The sequence below is a fragment of the Nocardiopsis sp. M1B1 genome, from assembly GCF_052466615.1.
Genome location: NZ_CP196194.1, coordinates 3,284,561 through 3,309,393 on the forward strand (window position 1 = coordinate 3,284,561; position 24,833 = coordinate 3,309,393).

Annotated in this window: 21 protein-coding genes and 1 pseudogene; 12 read left to right on the forward strand and 10 right to left on the reverse strand. The window is 71.0% G+C overall.

What is annotated here, in order from left to right; translation table 11 throughout:
• Positions 1-7: 7 nt before the first annotated feature.
• Positions 8-4,252: an nSTAND1 domain-containing NTPase gene (locus tag ACSTA4_RS14140; RefSeq protein ID WP_444963947.1), complete on the reverse strand. Its 4,245-nt coding sequence runs from the start codon at positions 4,250-4,252 to the stop codon at positions 8-10.
• Between the two features lie 109 nt (positions 4,253-4,361).
• Between ACSTA4_RS14140 and ACSTA4_RS14145 the strand changes: the two genes are divergently transcribed.
• Together ACSTA4_RS14145 and ACSTA4_RS14150 are read left to right on the forward strand one after the other, a co-directional pair.
• Complete coding sequence (locus ACSTA4_RS14145; protein WP_358421513.1) at positions 4,362-4,691, forward strand: CU044_2847 family protein; 330 nt, start codon at positions 4,362-4,364, stop codon at positions 4,689-4,691.
• A gap of 107 nt (positions 4,692-4,798) precedes the next feature.
• Positions 4,799-5,179 (forward strand): annotated as a pseudogene (locus tag ACSTA4_RS14150) (ISAzo13-like element transposase-related protein); the annotation flags it as partial.
• An 867-nt stretch (positions 5,180-6,046) separates the two neighbouring features.
• Here ACSTA4_RS14150 and ACSTA4_RS14155 read toward each other — a convergent pair.
• The 5 genes from ACSTA4_RS14155 to ACSTA4_RS14175 all read right to left on the reverse strand — a co-directional run bounded on the left by ACSTA4_RS14155 (position 6,047) and on the right by ACSTA4_RS14175 (position 10,714).
• On the reverse strand, positions 6,047-6,826 hold the full coding sequence (locus ACSTA4_RS14155; protein WP_444963948.1) for an MBL fold metallo-hydrolase: 780 nt from the start codon (positions 6,824-6,826) through the stop codon (positions 6,047-6,049).
• A 111-nt stretch (positions 6,827-6,937) separates the two neighbouring features.
• Positions 6,938-8,056, reverse strand: a complete 1,119-nt coding sequence (locus ACSTA4_RS14160) for an ABC transporter ATP-binding protein (protein WP_444963949.1) — start codon at positions 8,054-8,056, stop codon at positions 6,938-6,940.
• On the reverse strand, positions 8,053-8,814 hold the full coding sequence (locus tag ACSTA4_RS14165) for an ABC transporter permease (RefSeq protein ID WP_019607421.1): 762 nt from the start codon (positions 8,812-8,814) through the stop codon (positions 8,053-8,055). Before ACSTA4_RS14165 ends, ACSTA4_RS14160 begins: the two co-directional genes overlap by 4 nt.
• Positions 8,811-9,668 (reverse strand): ABC transporter permease, encoded by an 858-nt coding sequence (locus ACSTA4_RS14170; protein ID WP_444963950.1) that lies wholly within the window; start codon positions 9,666-9,668, stop codon positions 8,811-8,813. The genes ACSTA4_RS14165 and ACSTA4_RS14170 overlap by 4 nt, the downstream gene beginning before the upstream one ends.
• Positions 9,668-10,714, reverse strand: coding sequence for an ABC transporter substrate-binding protein (locus tag ACSTA4_RS14175; protein ID WP_444963951.1), 1,047 nt, complete (start codon positions 10,712-10,714; stop codon positions 9,668-9,670). Before ACSTA4_RS14175 ends, ACSTA4_RS14170 begins: the two co-directional genes overlap by 1 nt.
• Positions 10,715-10,933: 219 nt before the next feature.
• Here ACSTA4_RS14175 and ACSTA4_RS14180 point away from each other — a divergent pair, with 219 nt between their 5' ends.
• The 3 genes from ACSTA4_RS14180 to ACSTA4_RS14190 all read left to right on the forward strand — a co-directional run bounded on the left by ACSTA4_RS14180 (position 10,934) and on the right by ACSTA4_RS14190 (position 14,175).
• A complete protein-coding gene (locus ACSTA4_RS14180) occupies positions 10,934-11,944 on the forward strand; it encodes a LacI family DNA-binding transcriptional regulator (protein WP_444963952.1) in 1,011 nt (336 codons plus the stop codon).
• A 671-nt stretch (positions 11,945-12,615) separates the two neighbouring features.
• Positions 12,616-13,023: a YciI family protein gene (locus ACSTA4_RS14185; protein WP_444963953.1), complete on the forward strand. Its 408-nt coding sequence runs from the start codon at positions 12,616-12,618 to the stop codon at positions 13,021-13,023.
• Between the two features lie 6 nt (positions 13,024-13,029).
• A complete protein-coding gene (locus ACSTA4_RS14190; RefSeq protein WP_444963954.1) occupies positions 13,030-14,175 on the forward strand; it encodes an RNA polymerase sigma factor in 1,146 nt (381 codons plus the stop codon).
• Positions 14,176-14,273: 98 nt separating this feature from the next.
• Here ACSTA4_RS14190 and ACSTA4_RS14195 read toward each other — a convergent pair whose 3' ends face one another.
• Positions 14,274-15,050 carry a tyrosine-protein phosphatase gene (locus tag ACSTA4_RS14195; RefSeq protein WP_444963955.1) on the reverse strand — a complete coding sequence of 259 codons (777 nt, stop codon included), beginning with the start codon at positions 15,048-15,050 and terminating at the stop codon, positions 14,274-14,276.
• 63 nt (positions 15,051-15,113) lie between these two features.
• On the reverse strand, positions 15,114-15,992 hold the full coding sequence (locus ACSTA4_RS14200; RefSeq protein ID WP_444964174.1) for an NmrA family NAD(P)-binding protein: 879 nt from the start codon (positions 15,990-15,992) through the stop codon (positions 15,114-15,116).
• A 253-nt stretch (positions 15,993-16,245) separates the two neighbouring features.
• Here ACSTA4_RS14200 and ACSTA4_RS14205 point away from each other — a divergent pair, with 253 nt between their 5' ends.
• Positions 16,246-16,839: a TetR/AcrR family transcriptional regulator gene (locus ACSTA4_RS14205; RefSeq protein WP_444963956.1), complete on the forward strand. Its 594-nt coding sequence runs from the start codon at positions 16,246-16,248 to the stop codon at positions 16,837-16,839.
• Positions 16,840-16,966: 127 nt separating this feature from the next.
• Here ACSTA4_RS14205 and fabG read toward each other — a convergent pair whose 3' ends face one another.
• Positions 16,967-17,722, reverse strand: a complete 756-nt coding sequence (gene fabG, locus ACSTA4_RS14210; RefSeq protein WP_444963957.1) for a 3-oxoacyl-ACP reductase FabG — start codon at positions 17,720-17,722, stop codon at positions 16,967-16,969.
• A 369-nt stretch (positions 17,723-18,091) separates the two neighbouring features.
• On the opposite strand from fabG, the gene ACSTA4_RS14215 reads away from it, so the two are divergent.
• Positions 18,092-18,757, forward strand: coding sequence for a LysE family translocator (locus ACSTA4_RS14215; protein ID WP_444963958.1), 666 nt, complete (start codon positions 18,092-18,094; stop codon positions 18,755-18,757).
• 114 nt (positions 18,758-18,871) lie between these two features.
• On the opposite strand, the gene ACSTA4_RS14220 is transcribed toward ACSTA4_RS14215, so the two are convergent.
• Entirely contained in the window at positions 18,872-19,864 is a 993-nt protein-coding gene (locus ACSTA4_RS14220; RefSeq protein ID WP_444963959.1) for a LacI family DNA-binding transcriptional regulator, read from the reverse strand.
• A gap of 233 nt (positions 19,865-20,097) precedes the next feature.
• Between ACSTA4_RS14220 and ACSTA4_RS14225 the strand changes: the two genes are divergently transcribed.
• Genes ACSTA4_RS14225 through ACSTA4_RS14245 form a run of 5 tightly spaced genes read left to right on the forward strand, consistent with a single transcriptional unit; the run spans position 20,098 to position 24,832 of the window.
• Positions 20,098-20,979: an ABC transporter permease gene (locus ACSTA4_RS14225; protein WP_232051660.1), complete on the forward strand. Its 882-nt coding sequence runs from the start codon at positions 20,098-20,100 to the stop codon at positions 20,977-20,979.
• Positions 20,976-21,764 carry an ABC transporter permease gene (locus ACSTA4_RS14230; protein ID WP_274977865.1) on the forward strand — a complete coding sequence of 263 codons (789 nt, stop codon included), beginning with the start codon at positions 20,976-20,978 and terminating at the stop codon, positions 21,762-21,764. The genes ACSTA4_RS14225 and ACSTA4_RS14230 overlap by 4 nt, the downstream gene beginning before the upstream one ends.
• A 25-nt stretch (positions 21,765-21,789) precedes the next feature.
• Positions 21,790-22,812: an ABC transporter ATP-binding protein gene (locus tag ACSTA4_RS14235; protein ID WP_174548097.1), complete on the forward strand. Its 1,023-nt coding sequence runs from the start codon at positions 21,790-21,792 to the stop codon at positions 22,810-22,812.
• Positions 22,809-23,870, forward strand: a complete 1,062-nt coding sequence (locus tag ACSTA4_RS14240; protein WP_444963960.1) for an ABC transporter substrate-binding protein — start codon at positions 22,809-22,811, stop codon at positions 23,868-23,870. The genes ACSTA4_RS14235 and ACSTA4_RS14240 overlap by 4 nt, the downstream gene beginning before the upstream one ends.
• Entirely contained in the window at positions 23,867-24,832 is a 966-nt protein-coding gene (locus ACSTA4_RS14245) for a nucleoside hydrolase (RefSeq protein ID WP_444963961.1), read from the forward strand. The genes ACSTA4_RS14240 and ACSTA4_RS14245 overlap by 4 nt, the downstream gene beginning before the upstream one ends.
• The last annotated feature ends 1 nt before the right edge of the window (position 24,833 follow it).

Sequence of the window (24,833 nt, forward strand, 5' to 3'; positions counted from 1 at the left end):
TATGAGATTAGGCGCAGATCGCTGTGGCCTCAACATCGGCGTTGCCAAGGTGGTAGCGACGCTCATCTGCTGGCAGATGATGGATCTGTCGACAAATATCATTGTAGGGGTCGTCAAGGTGCGCGATAGCAATAGAAAAGAAAGGATCGGAGTCGAGTGCCATATGGCCTCCGTCCGATGAAAACGTCAACCCGCCAGCGCTGAAGCCGGTAAACCTCGTCGCGAGGGCTTCCAATTCTGTGTCCCAGATGATCAGGCCGTTGCCAGGGGACGCTATGGCCAGGAATCGCCCGTTTGGGGTAAACTCCACGGTCATGGCTGCAAACTCGCCTCCGGACCAAGGGCTTCCTTGAGGCTTGAACACCTTGGATTCGCCAGTGGTGAGATCACGCAATTCGAACCCCGACCTATTGTACCCGATGGCCAGGCGGGAGCCGTCTGGGCTCAATGCCAGAGACACCGCCTCTGAGTTGGTGTCCTGCAGTTCTTCTTCGATTGTTCCGGATTCGGTGTCCCAGATTCGCACATCGGTACTACTTGATGCGAATTTTGTAGTGAGCGTGGCGAGGGTTGTGCCGTCGCCGCTGAACGCAAAGTCTGATGTGGATCCTGTGGGTTCTGAGCCGAGAATGTGAAGCAAGGTGCCGGTCGAAGTATCCCAGAGTTCCAGGGAATGTTCCCATTTTGATGAGGGATCTTCTGGGTCGATGGGCTGCGAGCGATCGAGCAGCAGCAAATTCCCCTCAGGGCTCAACGCAATCAATCCTACGGATGTGCCCTGTTCGGCTTTGATGTTGGCGATCTGGTCGCCAGTATCGGCGTCTACGACTTCGACGGCCTGATTGCCGTACTCGCCACCGTACCGGTCGGCCAGCACCGAGTTGTCAGCGCTTGCGACGGAGTTCTCCCATGCACTCGAGTAACTGTGGCTGGGGTTCCAATCCTCCTCCAGTTGCCACACTTCAGCCCCTTTATCGTTGGTGAGGACCAGTCGTGTGGGTTCGGCTTCTGCTCCAGGGGGTCCAGTCTCGGAACCGGCATTCGCCGGCCAGCGCATCGTCCAGAGCTGGATTCCCTGATCGGTGGCGCCCGCGACAATCTCACCGTTGCTGCTGATAGCGGTGTCTGCAGTCAGAACGTCCCGGGGGATGGCGCCGATGATCCTGCTCGGGTCATCAGACTGCCAGATCCGGCCGTCTTGCCAGTTGTTGACCGCGAGGAATTCGCCATCAGTGCTGTAGGTGAGGCCCGCGGGGAGAAAAAAGTCGAATTCTCTTTGGGATCCGCTCCTGGCGTCTACGACCTGGCACGAAAGTTCGCAACTTGCGAACTCGAATGGTTTGCTGGGATCCTGCCGAAGCAAGGTAACGGGGACATTGTTGTCGGTTCCGTAGATCTGTTTTGACCACAGTTGCTCGCCTGTCACCGAATCCCACTCGCGGACTAGACCGTAGTGGTCCGCTGTGACCATGGTTTGACCAGATTCAGTGAACTGCATCGTTCCGACGCGTACGCTCACCGGTTCGGAGTCGGGTGGTTCGACCGTTCGTCGCGCGTCGAAGCTGGTGATCTCGCCGTAGTCGGCAGTATCCCACAGGTGGATGACTTGAGAACCCGCAGCGAGTATGGTGCCATCCGGTGAGAACGACACTTCGCCGTTCGAGTCGTCTTCCTCTCTGACCGTTTCATATTCGACGTTCCAAGTAGCCAATAGAGATCCATCGGCGGTCCTCCAAAGCCGAACCATGCCGTTGCCGGTAATCATCGCGAAGAGGGACCCGTCAGACGAGAACTCCGAGTCACCGATGCCTCGTTGTTCGAAACCGCGCTCGAGTTGCCGAACCTTCCAGGCACCGGTGTCCCACACTGCGATGCTGCCGTCGCCTGCCAGGCTCGCAAGTTGAGTACCGTCGGGACTGAATTCGACGTCCACGACCGGGCCGTCGTGTCCCTCAGCCTTGAGGCCGATGGCCTGGCTCGCTGCGGCATTGGTCATTGCCAGCCAGGCCTGATCGGTGTGGCTGGCTTCCCAAGCGGCGGCGGCAAGGAGGCGTGCCCGGACGCCGTCGGTGGCTGCAGCCTCCTGACTGTGCACTGCCAACTCCCGAGACAGTTCCTCTTGCTGCAGCAACTGTCGTTCGCGGTTCGATTCCACGACGAGGTACAGCGGGAGGAGCGAAGCGATGGCGACGAGTGCGGTGAGGCGTGTCCATACGACGGCTTGACGGGTCCGGCTCGCTTCAAGGTATTGCACCTCAAGGCTGCTGAGATCGGCGCGTCGCCGCCGCCAATGCCGGGCTTCGCCCAGTTCGCTGAGCGACAACAGCCGCACGCGGTGCCCGCGTCTACCGGGGCGGGATCCGAGACGCGGGCGTAGCAGCTGCCGAACGTAACCGCCACCCGTCGACTGGGCGAGACTTGCCCAGCGGTCGGCGCGGTGGCGGAGGCCGTCTTGCCACAGTCGGAAATCCCGGTCCTCACGCGCGATCTGCAACAGCGTTTGCCAATGGACGATGAGCGATTCGTGTGCCAGCTCGACCGCCGTCTCGGTTCGGCCGGGCTTGTACTCCACGTCACCGAGGACCACCAGGCGATCCCCGGCCAATCGGCAGGCAATGCTCCAAAGCTCCGGGCTGATGTCGTTGTGAGCCACGATCCGCCTGGTGAACACTCGCTCATTGCTCTGTACCGGGTGCACCAATTGGGACAGCAAGCGGCGCGCCAGCTCTCGCTCGTTCGATGAAAGACCCTGCCAGACTCGGTCTGCATGCTCGCTGAGCATGAGCCGGATATCGCCGAGCGCCCGATAGGCTTCGTACCTAACCACACCGTCCTCTTGCCGGTCCCAGAGTTCGGCCAGCGCGAACTGTACCAGCGGCATGCGACCGGGCTGCCCTTCGACGTCGGCGATAAGCCTGTCGATCAGCGTCGGTTCGAACTGGACGGACGGCAGCAGGCGTAGCGGCCCCTCGATGGCCTCTCTTAGCTCATCCGCATTGAGGTCGGCGATCGGGATTTGGAAGGCCTGCGCTGTCAAATCGGAGAGGTTTCGAGAGCGTGCAACCGTCGGCAGAAAGTCGTCGCGCACACTGAGGATCAGGCACGGTCGGTTCTCGGTCGCGGTCAGCGCGCTCAGCGCTTTGCCGAATGCGGCGGTCTGGTCTTCCTCCGCGGTCAAGACCTGTTCGAATTGATCGACGATCAACACGAGTTGTCGGTATTTACTGGCGTCGACCAGGGCCGTCACGACCTCCGCGATGCGTTCCTGCTGGATCATGGCCGCGAAGAGGCTGGCGGTCTCCAGACGCTGCGTGGCAGACGCTTCCGTGTCGGCCGCAGCGGCCAAGGCGAGGGCCAACGCCCGCAATGGTGTCTGTGCCTCGTGCGGGACGCATTTGACCACGAGTGCGTCACCGCGATCGCGTAATTCGGGGACGACCCCTGCCGCAAGCAGTGAGGACTTTCCCGCCCCGGACCCGCCGGTGACCGTGATGATCGGTGCCTTCGCCGACAACCGCACGATCTGGTCGACCAGGTCTCTGCGACCGAAGAACACGGAGGTGTCCGACTCATCGAACGCTCGCAGCCCTGGGAACGGTGAAGGTGGCCGGGCAAGCTCGCGCAACTCGGGGCACGCTGCGAAGAGGCCGTCAGCGGACACCATATAGGCGCTCTTGACACCACCACCACGCCACGCGTGCGTCACCATGCCGACGATGGTGCCCCGAGCTGGATCCCATACCGGGGCTCCTGAAAAGCCCTGTTCGACGGGGAACTGGCTGTCCCGGTCGAGGTCGATCTGTGTCCAACCGGTTGCCTGGCGCCCGCGGATCCGTACGATGCTCCATACGCCGTCGTTGGCGCGGGCCGGAAATCCCAGCACGGTCCCCATCAAGCCGAATGGCGTCTCCGGTTCCACAATTGGCGGCGGTGAAACTGGTGGTGCTGGAGCCTCGGTGAGCCGAAGTACTGCAATGTCGCCGGTCTCACCCTCCCCAGGTGGTACCCAGTGCTCGATCTCAGCATGAAGACGCCGCCCAGGGGCAGACAGCGGAAAGTCCAATTCGACCAAGCTGGTCGGTCGATCCACCGTGCCAGGCGATTGCCCGAGCGCTAGATTGACGACGTGTGCCGCTGTCATCAGCAGGTTGGGGGCGGCGAGAAAGGCGGTGCCGGACGGAAGGCCTCTGGCATCGAGCACCCTGGCGATCGCCAGCCCCAAAGTACTTGGCGGCGATGGAGTCTGGGCCATAGCCATAGGTTGTGGCTCCGATTCGCAGACGGGTTGGGGGAAGGGGTGCCCGGCATCTACACTGGTGGCAATCCTACCAACTCACATCACAAGGGGCGGTACAGCAACCGTGACGAGCCAGATCGCGACCGTGCCACTCGAAAGTGGCGGGACAGTCAACATCGAGATCACCGATGAAACCGAGGCTGTCATCGAACCAGTCGGCCGGAGTGCCGATGCGGCTGCTGCGACGATCCGAACCCTTCGGCAGGCATTGGCGGAAGTGACCCCTGCAGTTGAGGATGTTGTGGCGGGACTTCGCGACACTGCATCACGACCTGAGCGAATTGCGGTGCAGTTCGGTGTCAAGGTCACCGGGGAGACCACTGCCATCCTCGCCAAGGCCGCAGCCGAGGCCAACTTTACCATCACGGTCGAATGGACACGATCGGCTCAATGAGCCTTTTTATCCTGAAGGTGCAGGTCACAGGCTCACATCGAAGTCCTGAGAGCTGCAGATCAATAACGATTAGTTATTGGAGTGGAATGGATCGCTAACATCCGGCCATGGTGTACCCCCTTGAGGCCCTCGAGATGAAGCTTGCCGCCCTGCTACCGCACCTTGACGAACGCCAACGCCGCCTGGCACTGGGAGCCGAAGCCCGCGCCCTGAGCCACGGCGCCATCCGCGCCGTGGCCCGCGCAGCCGGGGTCAGCGAGACGACCATCTCCTGCGGCGCACGCGAATTCGACACCACTCCCGCACCCTCGCCACGGGTGCGCCGCCCAGGGGCGGGCCGCAAACCCCGCTCCGAACAGGACCTCGGCCTGGTTCCCGCGCTCCTGGCGCTGGTCGAACCCGACCAGCGAGGGGGCCCGGAATCACTGTTGCGCTGGACGACGGAGTCGACGCGCAAGCTCGCCGCCGAGCTGACCCACCAGGGACACCCGGGGAGATTTACTCCTCACACCAAGCCAATGCCCGCCAGTGCCACTACCAGAGGCAGGCGCTCCAGGAACTATGACAAACCGGACTGCAATTGGAGTACTAGGAGGCGGCTTGCCACCCGTTGTGGGTGAGGGGCCACCGCTGAAGCACGCACAACCCGGCTTCCAACGCGGCCAGGATGGCGATGGCAGTCAGTCCTACACACCCTGGTTGTGTTCATGCCATCTGATTGGGACGCGTTAGGCCCGGCAAAGTAAGGGGATTCGGCTGAAGCGGCCGTGTCTGGGCGTGTCAGCCGCCCCCACTCCTGGCTGGCCCCTGGGGTAGGGGTCGGGGTGTTGGGGGCGGATATGGCGGTACAGGGCCCTGCCTGCTCCCAACGGGTGTTGGTGGGCGGACACGACCTGTCCCCGGGCGCCGCCGCCATGGTCACGGGACGACAAAGTGCTCCGCGAGGTGGGCCTCCACCTGTACTGGACCCTGCACTGCGGAGCACACGGGGAGCATTTCAGGCCCCGGTTCAGACCCGGCGCCTCGCCTGTTCGACTCGCGCACCCCGTCTGAACTGGGGTTTTGTGGCGCACCCGGCAGGATTCGAACCTGCGACCATCGGATGAGAAGTCCGGTGGTCTGTCAAACGAGCTAGAGGCACGCGACATCTTCGTCCGGGGCGCATCCCGCGCAGTGTTGTTGCCGCCCCTGGTGGCGTATCCGCGAGCCCTGCGCCGGGGTGTCCTTGTGTGGCACAGGGCGAGATGAGCAGTCCATGGGCCTGGCCAGGGACCAAGGCTGAGGGCGGGACCACGGGGGCGCGGCAGACGGTGCGGCGGCGCCCCCGGACGGCCCCACGCCCCCGGACGGCCCCCTCAGAAGCGGCTGCCTGGCCTGGCCACGCTCACCGGGCCGGAGAATCCGCGGGCCGCGTGCAGGGCGCCCTCCTCCCACATGCCGGGGTCGGCGAAGTGGGTGAGGACCAGGTGGCCGACCCCGGCCTCGGCGGCCAGCTCACCGGCCATCGCGGCGGTGAGGTGGCCGTGGCCGGTCAGGGCCTGGTCGTCGGCCTCCAGGTAGGTCGACTCGCACACGAACAGGTCGGCCCCCTCGGCCGCGCGCACGACGGCCTCGCAGTACCCCGTATCGGAGGAGAAGGAGACCACCCTGCCGCCGTCGGGGTCCTCGAACCGCAGCGCCGCCGAGGGGACGCTGTGGTGGGCCCGGAAGGAGCGGAAGGAGGCTCCCGCCGCCTCGTAGCGGGTGGTCCCGTCCATGGCCATCTCCCTGGGCTCGAAGGACTGGGCGATGGGACTGTTCATCGTGGGCAGGGTCGGGATGCCGAAGACCGCGTCGAAGGCGGCCAGGCGCTCGGCCTCCCCCTCCGGGTAGTACAGGGGGATGCGCGGCAGGACCTCGGGGAAGGTCCACCGGTAGGCCCAGGCCATGAGGTCCAGGCTGTGGTCGGCGTGCAGGTGCGTCACCACGATCCCGCGCAGCCGGTCGAGCCCGTAGCGCGCGCAGTAGGCCAGCAGGGACCCCGGCCCGGCGTCGACCAGCAGGATGCCGTCGTCGGTGTGCAGCAGGTAGCAGGAGGCGGGGCCCTCCGCGGTGGGCGCCGTGGCGTTGGAGCCGAGGATTTCGAGTTCGAGCATGGGTTTCTCCGTCGTGGGGTGGTCTGGTGCCCTCAGGGGCGGAGCCGGGTGGTTGCCTCAGGAACAGGACCGAAGCGGTGGCCTTAGCGGGCGGAGCCGGAACGCCCGCTATCAGGCCGCGGGCACGAGCAGGGTGGCGCGGCCGGGAACGACCGCCAGCGACACGGAACGGCCGATCCGGGCGTCGGGCGGGACCCGCACGCCGAACACGTGGCCGTGCGCGTCGACCGTGAGGCGGACGGCGTCGCCGACGAACTCGGCGTGCGTGACCTGAGCGGTCACGGCGCGGGCGTCCTCGCGGTCGGTGACAGTGAGGCTGTCGTCGCGCAGGAGCAGGCGGGTGCGGCCGTGCCGGGTCGGCCCGGTCCGCAGGTCCGACGCGGGGATCCTCCACCGGCCGCCGAGCACCGCGGCTTCGCCCTGGGAGGGTTCGGCGTCCAACAGGACCGCGTTGGCCAGGAAGTCCGCGACGAAGGCGTCGGCGGGGTCCTCCCAGAGCTCCCGGGGCGTCCCGAACTGCACCAGTGACCCCTCGCGCATCAGGGCGATCCGCGACCCCAGGGACAGGGCCTCGCGCTGGTCGTGCGTGACGATCAGCGTGGCGCACCCCGAGGAGGAGAGCATGGCGGACAGCTCCCGGCGCAGGCCGCCCCGCAGCTGCGGGTCCAGGGCCGCCAGGGGCTCGTCCAGGAGCAGGACGTCCGGCTCGACGGCCAGGGCCCGGGCCAGGGCCACGCGCTGGCGCTGGCCGCCGGAGAGCTGGTCGGGCCGCCGCTCCGCGAGTTCGGTGAGCTGGGTCAGCTCCAGCATCTCGGCGACCCGGCGGCGCCTGCGGTCGGCCGGGAGGCGCCGGGCGCGCAGTCCGTAGGCGATGTTGCCCGCCACGCTCAGGTGCGGGAACACCGCGTAGTTCTGCGGGACCAGGCCCACGCCCCGGCGGGCCGGGTCCAGGTGTGTGATGTCGCGTCCGCCCAGGCCGATGCCTCCTTCGGCGACCGGGGTGAGTCCGGCGACCGCGCGCAGGGTGCTGCTCTTGCCGCAGCCGGAGGGGCCCACGACGGCCACGGTCTCGTCGGGCAGCACCTCCATCGACACCCCGCGGACGGCCTCGGTGTCTCCATAGCGGATGGTCAGGTCGGACACGGTGAGGCCGGACCCGCGGGTGGCGGGGTCGGGCGCGGGAGCGGCGGGGTCGGACGCGCGGGTCCCGGGTTCACGGAGATCGGTCACGGAGTGCTCCTCAGGGCGTGCCGCCGGGCCAGCACGATGGCCGTCAGCACCGGGGCGACGAAGGCGATGAAGATGATCGACTGCGCGGACGCGGGTTCGAGCCTCTGGGTGGAGTAGGAGTCGAACAGGGCGAACGGCACGGTGGGCGTGGCGGGCGGGTTGACGAAGAAGGAGATGTTGAACTCGCCGAAGGACAGGGCGAAGACCATCGTCATCGCCTGGGTGATCGCGATGAGGCAGCCGGGGACGGTGACCGTGGCCAGGGCCCTGGCGGGTCCGGCCCCCAGACTGCGGGCGACCTGCTCGTTGAGGCGCAGGTCGTCGTCGGCCAGCGCGGGCACCAGGGCGGCCAGGGTGAAGGGCAGCGTGAACACCACGTGGCCCATGACCAGCAGGATTCCGCTGGGGCGCAGCGCCGCGTAGGCGCTCACCAGGGCGACGCTCAACGCGATGCCCGGCACGGCCAGGGGCACGTTGACCAGGTATCCCGTCAGCCGGGTCAGCGGCGAGGGGTGGCGGGCCACCCACCAGGCCAGCGGGCCGCCCAGGGCGAGGTTGAGCACCACCACCAGCGCCGCCACGGCCAGGCTGCGGCCGATGACGGGGGCCAGCGGGGGCCAGGCGTAGGCGAACCAGTCCAGCGTGAACCCGCCGCCCCAGGGGCCCTGGGAGAAGTCGACGCTGGTGGCCACCACCAGGGTCGCCAGGATCGGGACGAGGACGAAGGCGCAGACGGCCCAGGTGACGACGCGGTTCACGAGGCCACCGCCCGTCCGACCAGGCGGCCCAGGCCGCGGCCGAGCACCAGCGCGGCGACGGCCATGGCCGCCAGCAGCACCGCCAGGGTGGAGGAGGCGGCCAGGCGGTAGCCGGTGGTCAGTTCGTTGGCGACGTTGAGCGGGAGCAGGCGGATCCCCTCCGAGAGCGTGGCGACCGTGCCGTACCCGCCCAGGGCGATCGCCGCCGCCGTGCCCCCGGTCTCGATGAGCGCGGGCAGCAGCAGGGGCAGGGTGACCGTGAACAGCACCCGCACCCTGGAGGCGCCCAGGGTGCGGGCGCTCTCGGTGAGCGAGGGCGCCAGTCCGGCCGCGGCGGCGCGCAGCGGCCCCAGGACCCGGGGCAGCGAGAAGTAGACGTAGGCCACGAGCAGGCCGGGCAGGGTGTAGGCCAGCCCCGCGAAGCCCTCCCACAGCGGCGCGAGCAGCCCGGTCCTGCCGTTGAGCACGATCGCGAAGAACCCGATGATGATGCCGGGCAGGGCGATCGGCAGGGTGAGCAGGGCGTCGGTGGCGGCCCCGCTGCCCCCGGCGCGGTCCTGCCGCGCCTGGTGCAGGACGACGGGGACGGCGATCACGAGCGTGGCCAGGACCGCCACCCCGGCGACCAGCGCCGACGCGGCCAGGGACTCGCGCACGGCCGCCGAGGACAGGGCGTCGGCGTAGTGCTCCAGGGTGGGGCCCCCGTCGGCCGGGAACCGGCCCAGGCCCAGGGAGTTGGCCACCAGCACCACGACCGGGTAGGCGCTGAACAGGCAGACGAGGGCGAGCGCCGGGAGCGCCGCGGACCACGGGGGCGGTGTGCCGCGGCGCACGCGCGCGGTACCGGGGGACACTAGAAGCCGACCTCGCTCTGGTACAGGTCGATGAACTCCTGCTGCCGCTCGCCCTGTTCGAGGTAGTCGATGGTGATCGCGCGCTCGTAGTCGGACTCGGGCAGGACCTGGTCGGCGAGCTGCTCGGGCATCTGGCCGACCACCGGGCGCATGTAGCCGTCCGCGAAGAGGCCCTGGCCCTGTTCGGAGAAGTAGAAGTCCAGCAGCTCCCTGCCGTTCTCGGCGTTGGGGGCGCCCTCGACCAGGCCGACGATGTAGGGGATCTGCAGCGATCCCTCCTCGGGGATGACGACGCTGACGTCGGCGCCCTCGTCGCGGAGTTTGTAGCCGTTGAAGTCGGTGTCGATGAGGATGGGGATCTCGCCCTGGGCGACCTTGGCGGTGGCGGTCTGGGCGGAGGTGGAGGCGCCGTTCTCCTTCAGTTCGGCCAGGTAGTCCAGGCCCGGCTGCCAGTCGGACAGGTCGCCGCCGAGCGCGTGGTTGACCGCAGTCGCGGCGGAGTAGCCCACGGCCGCCTGGGTGGGGTCGAGGTAGCCGACCTTGCCCTCGTAGGCGGGGTCGAGGAGGTCCTCCCAGCTGCTCGGCACGGGCGCGCCGTCCAAGTGGTCCTCGTTGACGATGAAGGCGATGGTGCCGGTGTGGACGGCCGTCCAGTTCCCGTCGGGGTCGCGCAGGTCCTCGGGGACCTCCTCCGCGCCCTCGGGCACGTAGGACTGCAGGACCCCGGCCTCCACGAGCTGTCCGGCGAAGGCGATGCCGGTGTAGGCGACGTCGGCGACGGGCGCGCCCTTCTCGGCCTGGAGCGCGGCCAGGGCCTGCCCGGAGTTCTTCGGGTCGTTGGGGGCCTGGATGCCGGTCTCCTCGGTGAAGGCGGCCAGGACCTCGCCGTAGTTGCCCCACTCGGCGGGGGAGTTGTAGGTGATGACGGTGCCGCCGTCGCCGGTGGCCGCGGCTTGGGGCAGGTCGGCGTTGCCGCAGGCGGTCAGCGCGAGGACGGACGTGATCGCGGCGGCGCTCAGGACGCCGCGTCCGCGGGTGAGGGTCATGGGGACTCCGGGGTCGGGTCTGCGGTGCCTGCCGGACACCGCTGTGCGGAAGTGCGTGATTAAACGATTAATCAGTGCGGTGACCTGTTGTTTCGCAAACGGTGACCGGAGGTCGAACACCGGTGGAACAGCGTCCCGTGCCGTCGACCCGCCGGTGCTCGCCCCGAGCGGGCGCACGGTACTTTCGAGTCCACGGTCACAGTCCCCCCGAGGAGAGCCATGCCGGAACCGACCAAGCGCGCGACCCTGCGGGACGTCGCGGCCGGTGCGGGCGTCTCGGTCGCCCAGGCCAGCTTCGCCCTCAACGGCACCGGCCGCGTGGCCGCCGCGACCGCCGAGCGGGTCCGCCGGATCGCCGCGGAACTCGACTACCAGGCCGACGGCCGGGCCCGGGCGCTGCGCACCGGCCGACGTTCCGCCTACGGCGTGGTGATCCGCAACATGCGCAACCCCTTCTTCCTGGACGTGCTGCGCGGCATGGAGACCGTCGCGCACCGCGAGGGTGCGCTCCTGCTGATCATGAGCTCGGACTACGACCAGGAGCGGGAGAGCGCCGCGCTGCGCAGGCTCGCCGCCGAGGCGGTCGCCGGGATCGCCATCGCGCCCATCGGGCGGCGCGACCGCCTCCTGGAGTGGATGGACCGCCACTCCCACGTCCCGGTGGTGGCCTTCAACTGCACGCCCGAACCCGACCGGGAGGGCACCGCCGGCCGCCTGTCCACGGTCGGCCCCGACGACGAGGAGGCCGTCGCCCGGGCCGTGGAGCACCTGGCGGAGCGGGGCCACCGCGAGGCCGCGCTCCTGATGGCTCCCGAGCACCTGGCCGCCGACTGGGGGCGCGAGGAGGCCTTCCACCGCCACTGCGCCCGACACGGGATGACCGCGTCGGTGGCACGCGGCCCCCTGGACTACGAGGCGGTGGCCCGCAGGTCCGCGGAGATGATGGCGCGCCCCGGGCACCGCGCTCTGATCGTCAACTCCGACCACCTGAGCGCCGCCGTCTACGACGCCGCCCGCTCCCTGGGCCTGCGCGTGGGGCGCGACGTCAGCGTGGTGGGCCACGACGACCTGCCCACCTCGGCCCTGCTGGACCCCGGCCTGACCACGATCGCCGTGGAGCGCGAGGTGCTGGGGGAGCGGATCATGGGCCTGCTCGTGGAGGGCCCCGGCACCGCCGTGCGGCTGCCCGTGCGCTTGGTGGAGCGGGGGTCGGTCGCGGTCCTGGCGTGAGGCCGCCGTCCGCGCCCTCCCGACGTCGCGGACCACCGACGGCTTCCCGTGCCCCCCGTCCGCGCCCTCCTGCCGTCCGCGCCCTCCCGTCGTCGTGGACCGTTTCCGGGGCGGTGACCGCGTCCGCGGCCTGCCCGGCCGGACGATCGCTCCCGGGGCGGCGGAACTTCCGAAGCGCTCCTGACCGCGGCTGACAGCACGGCTGACGCGGTGCTGACAGCTCTATGGCGCGCTGTCAGGGAAGGACGCTGTCAGCCGGGGGAGGACGGCTGTTCGCCGTGTTCAGGGTGTTCGCCGGGGTGTTCGTCTAAGCGTGCGAACAGGGTGGGTGGCACTGACAGGGCAGGTCAGGGCCGGTTTCGGGTGTTCGTTCCGACGCCCCGACTTACAGTGTTTTTCCCTCTGTTGTCAGTGCGGGGGGCGGGCGAGACCGGTCCCTCCTAAGGTGAGGCCCACGTCGTTTGACGAGCGCGACGCGAAGCGGCTTCCCGCACCCGTCAGCGGTCCTGCGGCACAGTGGAGGGGACGGACACCGCGAAATCCGTCGGAAAAAGTCGCCGCGGGATGTCGAGAACCCGCGCACGGCTCCGTCCCCGGAGTGAACACGGCCCGCGACGGGCCGCACCGCACCCGGCCCGCACGGGCCACGAGAGCGACCCACGGAGGACATCATGGCCAAGTACCTGCTGCTCAAGCACTACCGAGGCGCACCCGCATCGGTCAACGACGTGCCCATGGACCAGTGGACGCCGGAGGAGGTCTCGGCCCACATGCGCTACATGCAGGACTTCGCCGACCGGCTGGAGGGCACCGGCGAGTTCGTCGACGGCCAGGCGCTCTCCCCGGAGGGCGCGTTCGTCCGCTACGACGGCGAGGGACGGCCGCCGGTCACCGACGGCCCGTTCGCCGAGACCAAGGACCTGATCGCCGGCTGGATGGTGATCGACGTCGAGACCTACGAGCGGGCGGTCGAACTGGCCGGGGAGCTGTCGGCCGCGCCCGGGGCGGGCGGGAAGCCGATCCACGAGTGGCTGGAGGTGCGCCCGTTCCTGACCGCGCCCCCGACCATCACGGAGTGACACACCATGGATGAGGCCCTTCTACGGACCCTCACCCCCACCGTGATCGCCGTCCTCGGCCGCCGCGGAGCGGACTTCGCCGCGGCCGAGGACGCCGTGCAGGAAGCCCTGGTCGAGGCCGTGCGCGTGTGGCCGGACCACCCGCCGCACGATCCCCGGGGCTGGTTGGTCACGGTGGCCTGGCGCAAGTTCCTCGACGCCGCCCGCGCCGACACCTCCCGACGGCACCGCGAGGTACGCGTCGAGGCCGAACCCGCACCCGGCCCGGGTGAGGCGGTGGACGACACGCTCCGGCTGTACTTCCTGTGCGCGCACCCGTCCCTGACACCGGCCTCCGCCGTCGCGCTCACGCTGCGCGCGGTCGGCGGCCTGACCACGCGCCAGATCGCGCGGGCCTACCTCGTGCCGGAGGCGACCATGGCCCAGCGCATCAGCAGGGCCAAGCGGACCGTCTCGGGCGTCCGGTTCGACCGGCCCGGCGACGTCGCCACCGTGCTGCGCGTGCTCTACCTGGTCTTCAACGAGGGCTACTCCGGAGACGTCGACCTCGCCGGTGAGGCGATCCGGCTCACCCGCCAGCTTGCGGCCGGAACCGACCACGAGGAGGTCGCGGGGCTGCTCGCGCTCATGCTTTTGCACCACGCCCGGCGCCCGGCGCGGACCGGACCCGACGGCAGACTCGTGCCCCTCGCCGAGCAGGACCGCGGCCTGTGGGACACCCGCATGATCGCCGAGGGCGTCGGCGTGCTCCAGGCGGCCCTGGCCCGCGACCGCCTGGGCGAGTACCAGGCCCAGGCCGCGATCGCCGCCCTCCACGCCGACGCCCGGACGGCAGAGGAGACCGACTGGACGCAGATCGTCGAGTGGTACGACGAACTGGTGCGCCTCACCGACAGCCCCGTGGCCCGCCTCAACCGGGCCGTCGCGGTCGGTGAGGCCGACGGCCCGCGGGCGGGGCTGGCCGCCTTGGCGGAGCTGGACCCCTCCGTTCCCCGGCACGGCGCCGCCGCCGCGTACCTGCACGAGCGCGACGGCGACCCGGTCACCGCGGCCCGGCTCTACGCCGAGGCCGCCCGGTCCGCGCCCAACCTGCCCGAACGCGACCACCTCACGAGGCAGGCCGCACGGCTCAACGCCCGGCTGCGCGGTTGAGCGTCCCCCGGGGGCGGCGGGCGTGCACCGACCCGGCGGGGGGAGGTCCGCCCGACCCGCCGTTCGGTCGGCCGGACCGTGCCGTGCGAAGGCGGTGGTCAGTCCAGAAGTCGTTTCCGGAGGGCGGCCAGGTCCTCCTCCGCGACCCCCGCCGCCAGCAGGTAGGCGTGCGCGTCCAGCCCGCGCAGGGCGTCCAGGACGGTGTCGCGCAGGGTCAGGCCGCGCTCGGACAGCACGGCCTCGATCACGGGGCCCTGGTCCCGTTGTCCCATCGCGGCGAAGAGCGGGACGAGCTCGGTCGTGGACAGCTCGTAGTCGTCGGCGATCGCGTCGGCTCCGACGTCGGCCAGGGCGAGCAGCAGCAGGGCGACCAGACCGGTGCGGTCGCGTCCGGCCCCGCAGTGGAACAGGACGCCGCCCGGCCCGGACCGGGCCAGGGCGGTGACCACCGCGGCGCAGCGTTCGGCCTTGCGGTCGAGGAAGGGAGGGTAGTAGAGCGGGCTCCCGTTCAGCCGTCGGCGGTTGACGTCCTGCCAGAACCCGACGTCCTCGACGTGGTCCAGGGCCACCTCCAGACGCGTCATCCCCGCGGGCAGGGGAGTGGGGGCCGCCTCCGCGGGGAAGGCGGCGGACCCGCCCCGGCTCGTCGGGCCCTCACCCGGAGCCGGCCGGATCTCGTCCGGGTTGCGCAGGTCCACGACGGTGCGCACGCCCGCCTCGTAGGCGGCCCGCCAGCCCCTGTCCGTGACGAAGCGCAGGTCGGCGGAGCGAATGAAGGCGCCCCGGCGGACGCTGCGTCCGTCCCGGCTCGGCAGACCGCCGAGGTCGCGGGTGTTGAAGAAGCCCTCCCAGGTGATCCTTCTGCTGTCGCTCATGGACGAAGGGGTACTTCACCTGGCGCAGGAAGAAAAGTTCCTTGGTCCCTTACCGCGCGGCGGTCAGACGGTCGGTGAGGAGGCCCCCGAGGCCGCGATATGGTCCGCGAGCTGTTCGGCGGCGCTGCGGGGCTCGCGGCCGAGGAGTTCGGTCAGTAGCGGGTGGTGTCCCGCGAAGTACCCGTCGCGGGCGGCCCGCGACATCATGAGCGTCAGCCCTACCACGTGTTCCGGGACGCCGCTCGCGATCTGGTCGGCGCTCCACCGCTCGTCGTCCACGACGACGCGTTCGATGTCGCGGCCGGTGAGCTCGGAGGCGATCCGGGCGAAGTCGCCGAGGGTGACGGGCTCGGGCGGAGTGAGGGTGACCGGGCCGTCGAAGGAGCGCTCACCGGTGAGGATGACCGCCGCGGCCTCGGCCAGGTCGGCGCGATCGGCCCAGGGGAGGGGGCCGTCCGCCGGTTTGGCGATCACCCCGGTCCGCTGCCACGGGCCGAGCAGGAGGTCGAGGCTGCCGAAGAACCCGTAGCGCAGCGCGGTCCAGGCGGTCCCCGACCCGGCGAGGATCGCCTCGGTGGCGGCGTGCAGGCGCGCCGGGAGGTAGGGGCTGTCGGCGGCGGCGCCGTGCTGGCTGGTGTAGAGAATCCGCCGGGCGCCGGCCGCGACGGCCGCCTCGATCGCGACGCGGTGCTGTTCGACCACATCGGACTCCGTGTCGCTGGAGGACACCAGGAGCACCTGGTCGGCGTCCTCGAAGGAGTCGCGCAGCGCGGCCGGGTCGTCGTAGGAGCCCTGTCGCACGCGCACCCCGCGGTCGGCGAGGTGCCGTGCCTTGGCGGCGTCGCGTGCGCTGACGCCGATCCGGTCGGCCGGAACGCGCCTGAGGAGGTGCTCGACGGTGGCTCCGTTGAGGGCGCCGGTGGCGCCGGTGACGACGATCATGCCCGTGGTCCTCTCCATGTGTGTTCGTGCCCGCCCCGGTGGGCGGGTCGCGGCGGTGACGGGGGAATCCGACGCTTCGGCGGGGCGCGCGTACGGCGGTCCCCGGGCCCGGGCGGAAGCGTCCCGGACACGGCGGCCGGTCGCCCGCACTTAAGTTGACCGGCATGGTCAACTTCGCTCGCGCCGACGACACTAGGTAAACTGACCATGTGAGTCAAGTTGTTGTGTCGGCAGTGGGGGACGGTGGGCGGCCATGACCGGTGCGGCGTCTTCGGGGCCCCGCCTGCGGGCGGACGCCAAACGCAACGCCGAGCAGATCCGGCGCGCCGCGATCGACGCCTTCCAGGGGCGGGGCCTGTCCGTGCCTCTGGAGGAGGTCGCCCGGGCGGCCGGGGTGAGCAAGGCCACGATCTTCAACCGGTTCGGCGGCAGGGTCGGCCTCATCGAGGCCGTCGTCGAAGAGGTGGTCGCGGCTGAGCTGTACGCCGCCATCGACCGCACCCGGGACCTCGACGACGCGGGGGAGCGGATCGCCCACTACGTCACCGCGATGCGCGACCTCCTGTACCGCCAGCCCGCCGCGGTCGACCTGCTGTTGCAGGCGTATCCGCACTCGCGGCGGCTCCTGGAGATCTGCCGGGCCGCGGGGGAGATCAACGGCGAGCTCGTCGCGGCGGGCCGGGCCTGTGGCGCACTGCGTCCGGAGTTCGAGGAGGACGACCTCCACGCGATCGTCGTCGACACCGCGCTCGCCCTCAAGCACGGGACCCGCCCGCCGCGTGAGGACTACGACCGCCGCACCGCCTTCCTCCTCGACGGGATACGCGGGCGCCGGGAGTCCGCCTGACCCCCGGGGCGCATGCCTCGGGGCGAGGGGGCGAAACGCCCGAGCGCGCGGGGTGCGGCGCACCCGGGCGATCTTATGAATCTACGTCGTAAAGGCCATGGTTCTCAACATCCGAACTCCACGTTCCTCACTCCAGACCGCCGAAGGCCTGCCCGTCCTCGGGCAGCACCTGACCCCCGTCGACCACGATGCTCTGCCCGGTGATGAAGGAGGCGCCGGGACCGGCCAGGAACAGGCAGGCCGCGGCGATGTCCTCGACCTCGCCGATGCGTCCGAGGGGGATAGCCGCGCGCATGCGCTCCAGGTAGTCCGGCCCCAACTCCTCCAGGCCCTCGGTGCGCACGTTGCCGGGCAGCACCGCGTTGACGGTGATGTTCCGGGGCGCGAGTTCCACCGCGGCGCTGCGCATGAACCCGAGCTGGGCGGCCTTGGTGGCGGCGTAGTGGGACCAGCCCGCGTATCCGGTCAGGGGTCCGGTGATGGAGGAGGTGATCACCACGCGTCCCCGCCCGGAGGCCGTCAGGGCCTCCACCGCGGCGCGCACCGTCAGCACGGTGCCTTTGACGTTGGTGTCCACGACCCGGTCGAGTTCGCCGGGGTCCATCGACACCAGCGGGGACGAGGGGAAGATTCCGGCGTTGGCGCAGACCACGTCCAGGCCGCCGGTGCGCCGCACGGCATGCTCCACGACGCGTTCGCAGTCCTCGGCCCTGGCCACGTCGCCGACCACCCACTCCGCCCCCGGGACGCCCCGGGCGGCCTCACGCGTCCGGGCCTCGTCGCGGCCGACGATCACCACCCGGTCCCCGGCCTCGGCGAACCCCTTGGCGATACCGAGCCCGATGCCCCGGCTCCCGCCGGTCACCAGAACTGATCTGTCCACGGTCGGCTCCTGCCCTTAGGTCGAACGCTGCTCCGTCCCGTCCAGGATTCCGTACGGGGGCGCGCTCTCGCCCGGCTTTCCGGTGATCGGACCGGAACACGTCCGGGCCCCGCCCGTGCGCCGGGATGGCGAGCGCGGCCAGCCCGGCGGTGCCCGTGGGCAGCAGACTACGGGCACCACCGGGCTGGCCTAAGCGTGCCCGCGGTACCGGACGGGCCGGGCGGCCGGGGCCCCTTCCAAGCCCTCCCGGTTCTCGTCCGCGAGCACGCGCGGCAGGCGCTGGTCCGCCGCCGTTCCGCACCCGTCCCCGACGCCTTCGCCGTCGGCGCGGGTAGCCGGGCCGGGCGGTGGTGCTCCTAGGCTGGGAGCATGCTCTCGTCAGCGCAACTGGCCGTCTTCGTCCCCGCCGCGCTGGCCGTGGCGGCCTCTCCGGGCGCCAACAACCTGCTCGCGTTCCGCAACGGCCTGCGGCAGGGCCTGCGACCGGCCGCCGTCGCGCTCACCGGGCGCCTCGCCGCCTTCGCCCTCATGCTCGCCGTGGTCGTCACGGGGCTGGGGGCGCTCCTGCACACCTCCCGGACGGCCTTCGAGGTCCTGCGGTTCCTCGGGACCGCCGTCCTGGTCGGAATGGGCGCCTGGGTGCTCTGGTCGGCACGGGCCGCTCCCGCCTCCGAGAAGGGCCCGCCGGAGCGGGAGGACGGGCGTCCCCGCCGCGTGGCGGGGTGGAGGCTGGCGGCCCAGGAGTTCGTCACCGCGGCCGCCAATCCCAAGGCGCTGCTGCTGTTCACCGCGTTCCTGCCGCCGTTCGTCTCCTCCCAGGACGGGGCGGCCGCGGCCGGGGCGCAGTTGGCCGTGCTGGGCGCGCTCTACATCGTGTGCGAGGCGGCCACGGCGTCGGGGTGGGCGGCCGCCGGGCACCTGCTGGCCGGGCGCGAGCCGCGCCCGGCCACGCTGCGCCGGTTGGACCAGGCCTCGGGCTGTGCGCTGATCGCCTTCGGCGGGGGCCTGGCGCTGGCGGACCCGCCCCGCCGTTAGGCAGTCAGAACCCCGTGGGCGCCCGAACCAACCCCCACAAGCTGAGGCCGGTCCAAAAAACGGACCCTGGGGCGGTGGACCCGGCCGGTGAACGCCGGGCAGCCGGGCCCCGCGTCAGCCGCAGGCCGCGCGCGGCGGCGCGAGGGAGTCGGTGATGCGCACCTCGGTGGGCAGCCTGCGCCCCCGGGGGCGGGCCCCCGAGGGCCCGTCGACCAGCTCGACCAGCGCCGACACCGCCGCGCGGCCCAGCTCGTCCGCCGGGGCCAGCACCGCCGAGATCGGCGGCCCCGGCAGGTCGGCCAGGGCGATGTCGTCTGCCGCGGCCACACTGATGTCCTCGGGCACCCGCACCCCCATACGGCCGAACTCGAACATCGCTCCCAGCAGCAACAGACTGTTGTAGACCAGCATCGCCGTGCAACCCGAGTCCACGATCTCCCGCGCCGCCGCGGCCCCCTCGGCGAAGGCCGGTCGCACGGGCCCGAAGACCCGCACCCGCAGCCGGGACCGGGCGGCGTGCTCCACCAGCTCCTCGCGCCTGCGCCGGTCCATCCACGAACTGGGCGGCCCCGCCAGGTAGGCGACGTCGCGGTGCCCCAGCTCCACCAGGCGGTCGTAGACGGTGCCCAGACCGCCGGGGGTGTCCACCGTGAACGAGGTCAGTCCGGGCACGCGGCGGTTGATCACCACCAGCGGCTTGCGCCGGTGCGCCTCCTTCAGGTCGGCGGCCGAACCCACCGGTGACTGGAGCGCGAACCCGTCCACCTGGCTCTCCAGCTCGCCGAGCACCTCGGCCTCGCGGGCCGCGTCGCCGCCGGTGACGGCGATGATCACCCGGCGCCCGCTCCTGCCCGCCAGCTCCTGCGCGGCGGTGGCGGTGGTGGAGTAGAAGGGGTTGTCCAGGTCGGGGACGAGCAGGGCGAAGAAACCGCTGCGGCCCGTGGTCAGCGCCCGAGCGGCCGGGTTGGCCCGAAACCCCAGCCGCTCCGCGGCGGCGCGCACTCTGAGCAGGGTGGGCTCGGAGACCATGGACGGCCGCGACAGGGCCCGCGAAACGGTGGACGCCGACACACCGGCCTCCCTGGCCACGTCGTCCAGACTCGCCATTGCAGCTCCTCACACCCGGTGGTGCCCCCTGTCACACTCGCGACCCGGGGGTTGGCTCATGTCCCCGACACAGGCTACGGTGTGCAAGCGCTTGTGCAAGCGCTTGCAGATGTTTCCGCAGATGAACCGCTGTTCGGATCAAGCATCGTGCAGGCGAATCCTCGCGCAGACACGGCACCGCGCAGCTCGGGCGCCGTGCCGAACCCAGACCGTCCCCTCGACAGCGATCGGGAGTGGAATTGCCCCGCCCGTCACCCACCGTCGGCGCCGACGCGGCCGCTCCGCGCCGCGGCCGCCTCCCACGACCACCCGTCACGGTCCTGCTGGTCCCGGGGCTGGCCGTGGTCCTGTTCGCCTTCTGCTACCCGGTCGTGGCCACCCTGGCCTGGCCGCCCGACGGCGACCCCGCCACGGTCGCGCGCGAGACGGGCGGCCTGCTCACCGACCCCTACCTGCTGCCCGTGGTCGCCCGCACCGTCCGCGTCGCCGTGGTGACCACCGCGCTGTGCCTGCTCATGGGCTTCCCGGTGGCCTACCTCATCTCCCGGGCGCCCGGCCGCTGGCCCGGCCGCCTCCTGGCCCTGGCGATCTTCCCGCTGCTGCTCAACACCGTCGTGCGCACCTACGGCTGGATCATGGTCCTGGGCGGCAACGGCCTCATCAGCGGCATCAGCGAGGCCCTGGGCATGGGCCGGGTCCAGCTGCTCTACACCGAGACCGCCATCGTGCTCGGCCTGGTCCAGCTGTTCCTGCCGCTGATGATCCTGTCCTCCTACTCCAGCCTCGCCCAGCAGGACCACCGCCTGGAGGACGCCGCCCGCGGCCTGGGCGCCTCGCCCGGCCGGGCCTTCCGCACCGTGGTCTTCCCGCTCGCCCTGCCCGGCGTGCTCGTGGGCTGCACGCTCGTCTTCGCGGGCGCGGTCACCGCCTTCACCACGCCCCAGCTGCTCGGCGGGCCGCGCGAACGCCTTCTGTCCACCCTGCTCTACAGCCGGGTCAACGTCAGCCTCGACTGGCCCTCCGCCAGCGCCGTCGCCCTGGTGATGACGGTGCTCGTGCTGGCGGTCAGCGCGCTGTCGGGTCGGCTCGGCAAGATCGGGAGCACCACGTCATGATCCTGAGACGCCCCTTCCTGTCGCTGCTCGCGGCGGCGGCCTTCGTCCTCATGCTCGGCCCCGTGGTGATCCTGATCGGGGTCGCCTTCACCGCCGGGAGCACCCTGGCCTTCCCGCCCGAGGGCCTGTCCCTGCGCTGGTTCGCCGCCGCCCTGGACTACGGGCCCTTCATCGACTCCTTCGGCACCAGCGTCGCCGTGGCGCTGGCCTCCACCGCCATCGCCCTGCTCCTGGGCGTTCCGGCCACCCTGGCTCTGCACCGGGGCAACCCGCGCGGGCGCAGGCTGATGGAGAACCTCTTCTTCGCCCCGATCGTGGTCCCCGAACTGGTCCTGAGCCTGGCCCTGTTCCAGCAGCTCATGGTGGGCATGCGCGTCACCGCGCTGGGCGCGCTGATCGTCGGCCACACCGTCCTGCTGCTGCCCTACACCGTCCGCGTCGTGGGCGCCTCGCTGTCGCTGGCCGACGCGCGCCTGGAGGAGGCCGCACGGGGGCTGGGCGCCGGACCGGTGCGCGCCTTCTTCACCGTGACCCTGCCGGTCATGGCGCCGGGCATCCTGTCCGCCACCATCCTGGCCTTCATCACCTCCCTGAACAACGTTCCCCTGTCCCTGCTGCTCACCGGCCCGGGCGTGGCGACCCTGCCGGTGGAGATGCTCAACTACGTCCAGTCCTCGTTCGACCCGGTGGTCGCGGCGGTCAGCGTGCTGCTCCTGGTGCTCAGCGTCGCGGTCGCCTTCGCCACCGAACGCATGGTCGGTTTCACGAAGGTCTTCGGCCGCTAACCGGGAAGAGAAGGACACACACCACATGACACCCGTCGTCGAACTCGACCGCGTCACCCACCGCTTCGGCGGACGCAAGGGCAAGGACGGCCCCGCCGCCGTCGCCGACCTGGACCTGGCCGTGCAGCGCGGCAGGTTCACCACCCTGCTGGGCCCCAGCGGCTGCGGCAAGACCACCACCCTGCGCATGATCGCCGGGTTCCTCCAGCCCACCTCCGGCAGGATCCTGCTGGAGGGCGAGGACGCCACCCGCACCCCGCCGGAGAAGCGCAACATCGGCATGGTCTTCCAGTCCTACGCGCTCTTCCCGCACATGACCCTGCGCGACAACGTCGGCTACGGGCTGCGCACCCGAAAGATCGCCGCCCAGGAGGTGACCAGGCGCGCCGGTGAGGCACTGGACCTGGTGGGCCTGGCCCACCTGGCCGACCGCAAGCCCGCCGAGCTGTCCGGCGGCCAGCAGCAGCGCGTGGCCCTGGCCCGCGCCGTGGCCATCCGCCCCTCGGTGCTGCTGCTGGACGAGCCGCTGTCCAACCTCGACGCCCAGCTGCGCGTGCAGATGCGCCGCGAACTGCTGCGGGTCCAGCGCGAGACCGGGCTGACCGCCGTCCTGGTCACCCACGACCAGGACGAGGCGCTGGAGCTGTCCGACACCATGGTCATCCTCAACGAGGGGCGCCTGGAGCAGCAGGGCGCGCCCCGGGAGGTCTTCCCCGCGCCCGCCAACCGCTTCGTCGCCGAGTTCCTGGGCTACGACAACTTCCCGCGGGTGCCCGGGCACGGAGCCGTCACCATCCGGCCCGAGCACGTGCGCCTGCTGCCCGCCGGAACCCGCGAGGGCGAGGGCGAGACCGGTCTGGACGGCACCGTCGGCGAGGTCACCTTCCAGGGCAGCAACTGCCTGGTCGAGGCCCGCATCGACGGTGTGGAGGGGCCCGGGGCGGTCCTGCGCTCCCTGCACCCGGCCGACGACCTGCGTCCCGGCGACCCCGTGCGTATCGCCCTGCCCCATCGCCACCTGGTGGAACTCGCCGAGGAGACCGGATGAGCCGCCCCGCACGCACGCGCCGCACGCTCGCCGCGCTCGCCGGGACGGCGGCGCTGGCCCTGGTGAGCGCCTCCTGCGCACCGGTGCGCGAGGACGACCCCCACACGCTGGTGGTGAGCACCTTCGCCTTCGCCACCGAGGAGTTCACCGAGGTGGTGGCCGACCCCTTCGAGGCCGAGACCGGTATCCGGGTGGTCCTGGACACCGGCAACAACGCCGGGCGGCTCACCAAGCTCAGGATCAACGCCGAGACGCCCGACACCGACGTCGTGCTCATCTCCGACTACTACGCCCAGATCGGCAAGGACATGGGGCTGTTCGCCCCCGTCGACCCCGCCGACGTGCCCAACCTCGACGCCATCCAGCCCTGGGCGGTGGACCCGGACGGGTACGGCCCCGCCTACACCTTCCAGCTCCTGGGCCTGCTCTACCGCACCGACCTGGTCGAGGAGGCCCCCGACTCCTGGGACGACCTGTGGGCCAAGCCCGAGGCGGGGTACGTGCTACCCGACATCTCGGTCTCGGCCGGTCCGATGTTCGTCCTGGCCGCGGGCGAGCACTTCGGCTCGGGCCCCTCCGACCCCGACGCCGGGTTCGAGGCGATGGGCCGCATCGGCTCCGACGCGCTCCAGTTCTACACCGGCTCCACCGAGCTCACCAGCCTGCTCGAACGCGGTGAGATCGCCATGGCGCCCGGCCTGGACAACTTCGCCATGGGCTCGGTGGAGGCCGGGCAGCCGATCGGCTTCGCCGCGCCCGAACAGGGCCGGGTGATGACCGCCAACACCGTCCAGGTCGTCAACGGCGCGCCCAACGAGGCCGGGGCCCTGGCCTTCGTCGACTTCCTGCTGCGCCCCGAGATCCAGGAGGGGATGGCCGAGGCCCTCTACGACAAGCCCGTGGCGCTGGAGGCCGACCCCACCCCGCTCATGGAGCGGGTGTCGGGGCAGGCCGCCTCCTCCCCGTCCGACAGCGGCTACCACCAGGGCGACCTGGCCCTCATCGCGCAGGAGCGCTCCACCTGGCTGGACCGCTTCACCGAGGAGGTGGCCCGGTGAGCGTCCCCGTCGTGATCGACTGCGACCCCGGCGTCGACGACGCCCTCGCCCTGCTGCTCGCGCTGGCCTCCCCGGAGCTGGAGGTGCGGGGGGTGACCACGGTGGCCGGGAACGCCTCCCTCGCCGACGTGGACCGCAACGCCGCGCACGTGCTGGACCTGGCCGGCGCCCCGGCCGACCTGCCGCTGGTGTCGGGGCTGGCCGGGCCGATCTCCCGGACCGCGCGCCTGCGCGACGAGCCCATGCACGGAGTCTGCGGCCTGGGCGGGCTCGTCCCCGCCTCGCCGCCCCGGGCGTTCGGCCCCGGCCACGCGGTCGACTGGCTGGCGCAGCAGGCCCTGGGATCGCCGGGGGAGCTGACCCTGGTGGCGATCGGCCCGCTGTCCAACGTGGCCGCCCTGCTCGCCCGCCACCCGCAGGCCGGACCGGCGCTGCGCGAGATCGTCGTCATGGGCGGCGCCGCCTTCGCCCAGGGCAACATCACCCCGGCGGCGGAGTTCAACTTCCACGCCGACCCCGAGGCCGCCCGCTACGTCCTGGAGTCGGGCCTGCCCGTGCGGATCGTGGGCCTGGACGTCACCCGCGCCGCCCTGTACCCACTGAGCCGGGCCGAGGAGCTGGCGGCGCTGCCCGGCACCGCCGGGATCGCCGGAGCACTGCTGCGCGACTACGCCCTGCGCTACCTGGACCGCTTCGGCGTCGCCGCCGTGCCGGTGCACGACGCCCTGGCGGTGGCCGCCGTCGCCCACCCCGAGCTGCTCGGCTGGGAGGAGGGCACCGCCTCGGTGGAGTGCGCCGGGGAACTCACCCGCGGCGCCCTCGTGGCCGACCTGCGCACCCCAGGCCGCGCACGCCACGTGCGCGTGGCCCGCACCGTGGACGCCGACGGGTTCGCCGCCCGCCTCACCGAGGGCATCGCCGGCTACGCCGCAGAACCGAACGACAGCGCGCGGACGCCGTGAA

Excerpts from the sequence above, each read along its gene's own strand:
- ACSTA4_RS14140 (WP_444963947.1), bottom strand. The coding sequence starts at position 4,252 with ATGGCCCAGACTCCATCGCCGCCAAGTACTTTGGGGCTGGCGATCGCC.
- ACSTA4_RS14155 (WP_444963948.1), bottom strand. The coding sequence starts at position 6,826 with ATGCTCGAACTCGAAATCCTCGGCTCCAACGCCACGGCGCCCACCGCG.
- ACSTA4_RS14175 (WP_444963951.1), bottom strand. The coding sequence starts at position 10,714 with ATGACCCTCACCCGCGGACGCGGCGTCCTGAGCGCCGCCGCGATCACG.
- ACSTA4_RS14180 (WP_444963952.1), top strand. The coding sequence starts at position 10,934 with ATGCCGGAACCGACCAAGCGCGCGACCCTGCGGGACGTCGCGGCCGGT.
- ACSTA4_RS14185 (WP_444963953.1), top strand. The coding sequence starts at position 12,616 with ATGGCCAAGTACCTGCTGCTCAAGCACTACCGAGGCGCACCCGCATCG.
- ACSTA4_RS14190 (WP_444963954.1), top strand. The coding sequence starts at position 13,030 with ATGGATGAGGCCCTTCTACGGACCCTCACCCCCACCGTGATCGCCGTC.
- ACSTA4_RS14195 (WP_444963955.1), bottom strand. The coding sequence starts at position 15,050 with ATGAGCGACAGCAGAAGGATCACCTGGGAGGGCTTCTTCAACACCCGC.
- ACSTA4_RS14200 (WP_444964174.1), bottom strand. The coding sequence starts at position 15,992 with ATGATCGTCGTCACCGGCGCCACCGGCGCCCTCAACGGAGCCACCGTC.
- ACSTA4_RS14205 (WP_444963956.1), top strand. The coding sequence starts at position 16,246 with ATGACCGGTGCGGCGTCTTCGGGGCCCCGCCTGCGGGCGGACGCCAAA.
- ACSTA4_RS14215 (WP_444963958.1), top strand. The coding sequence starts at position 18,092 with ATGCTCTCGTCAGCGCAACTGGCCGTCTTCGTCCCCGCCGCGCTGGCC.
- ACSTA4_RS14220 (WP_444963959.1), bottom strand. The coding sequence starts at position 19,864 with ATGGCGAGTCTGGACGACGTGGCCAGGGAGGCCGGTGTGTCGGCGTCC.
- ACSTA4_RS14230 (WP_274977865.1), top strand. The coding sequence starts at position 20,976 with ATGATCCTGAGACGCCCCTTCCTGTCGCTGCTCGCGGCGGCGGCCTTC.
- ACSTA4_RS14235 (WP_174548097.1), top strand. The coding sequence starts at position 21,790 with ATGACACCCGTCGTCGAACTCGACCGCGTCACCCACCGCTTCGGCGGA.
- ACSTA4_RS14240 (WP_444963960.1), top strand. The coding sequence starts at position 22,809 with ATGAGCCGCCCCGCACGCACGCGCCGCACGCTCGCCGCGCTCGCCGGG.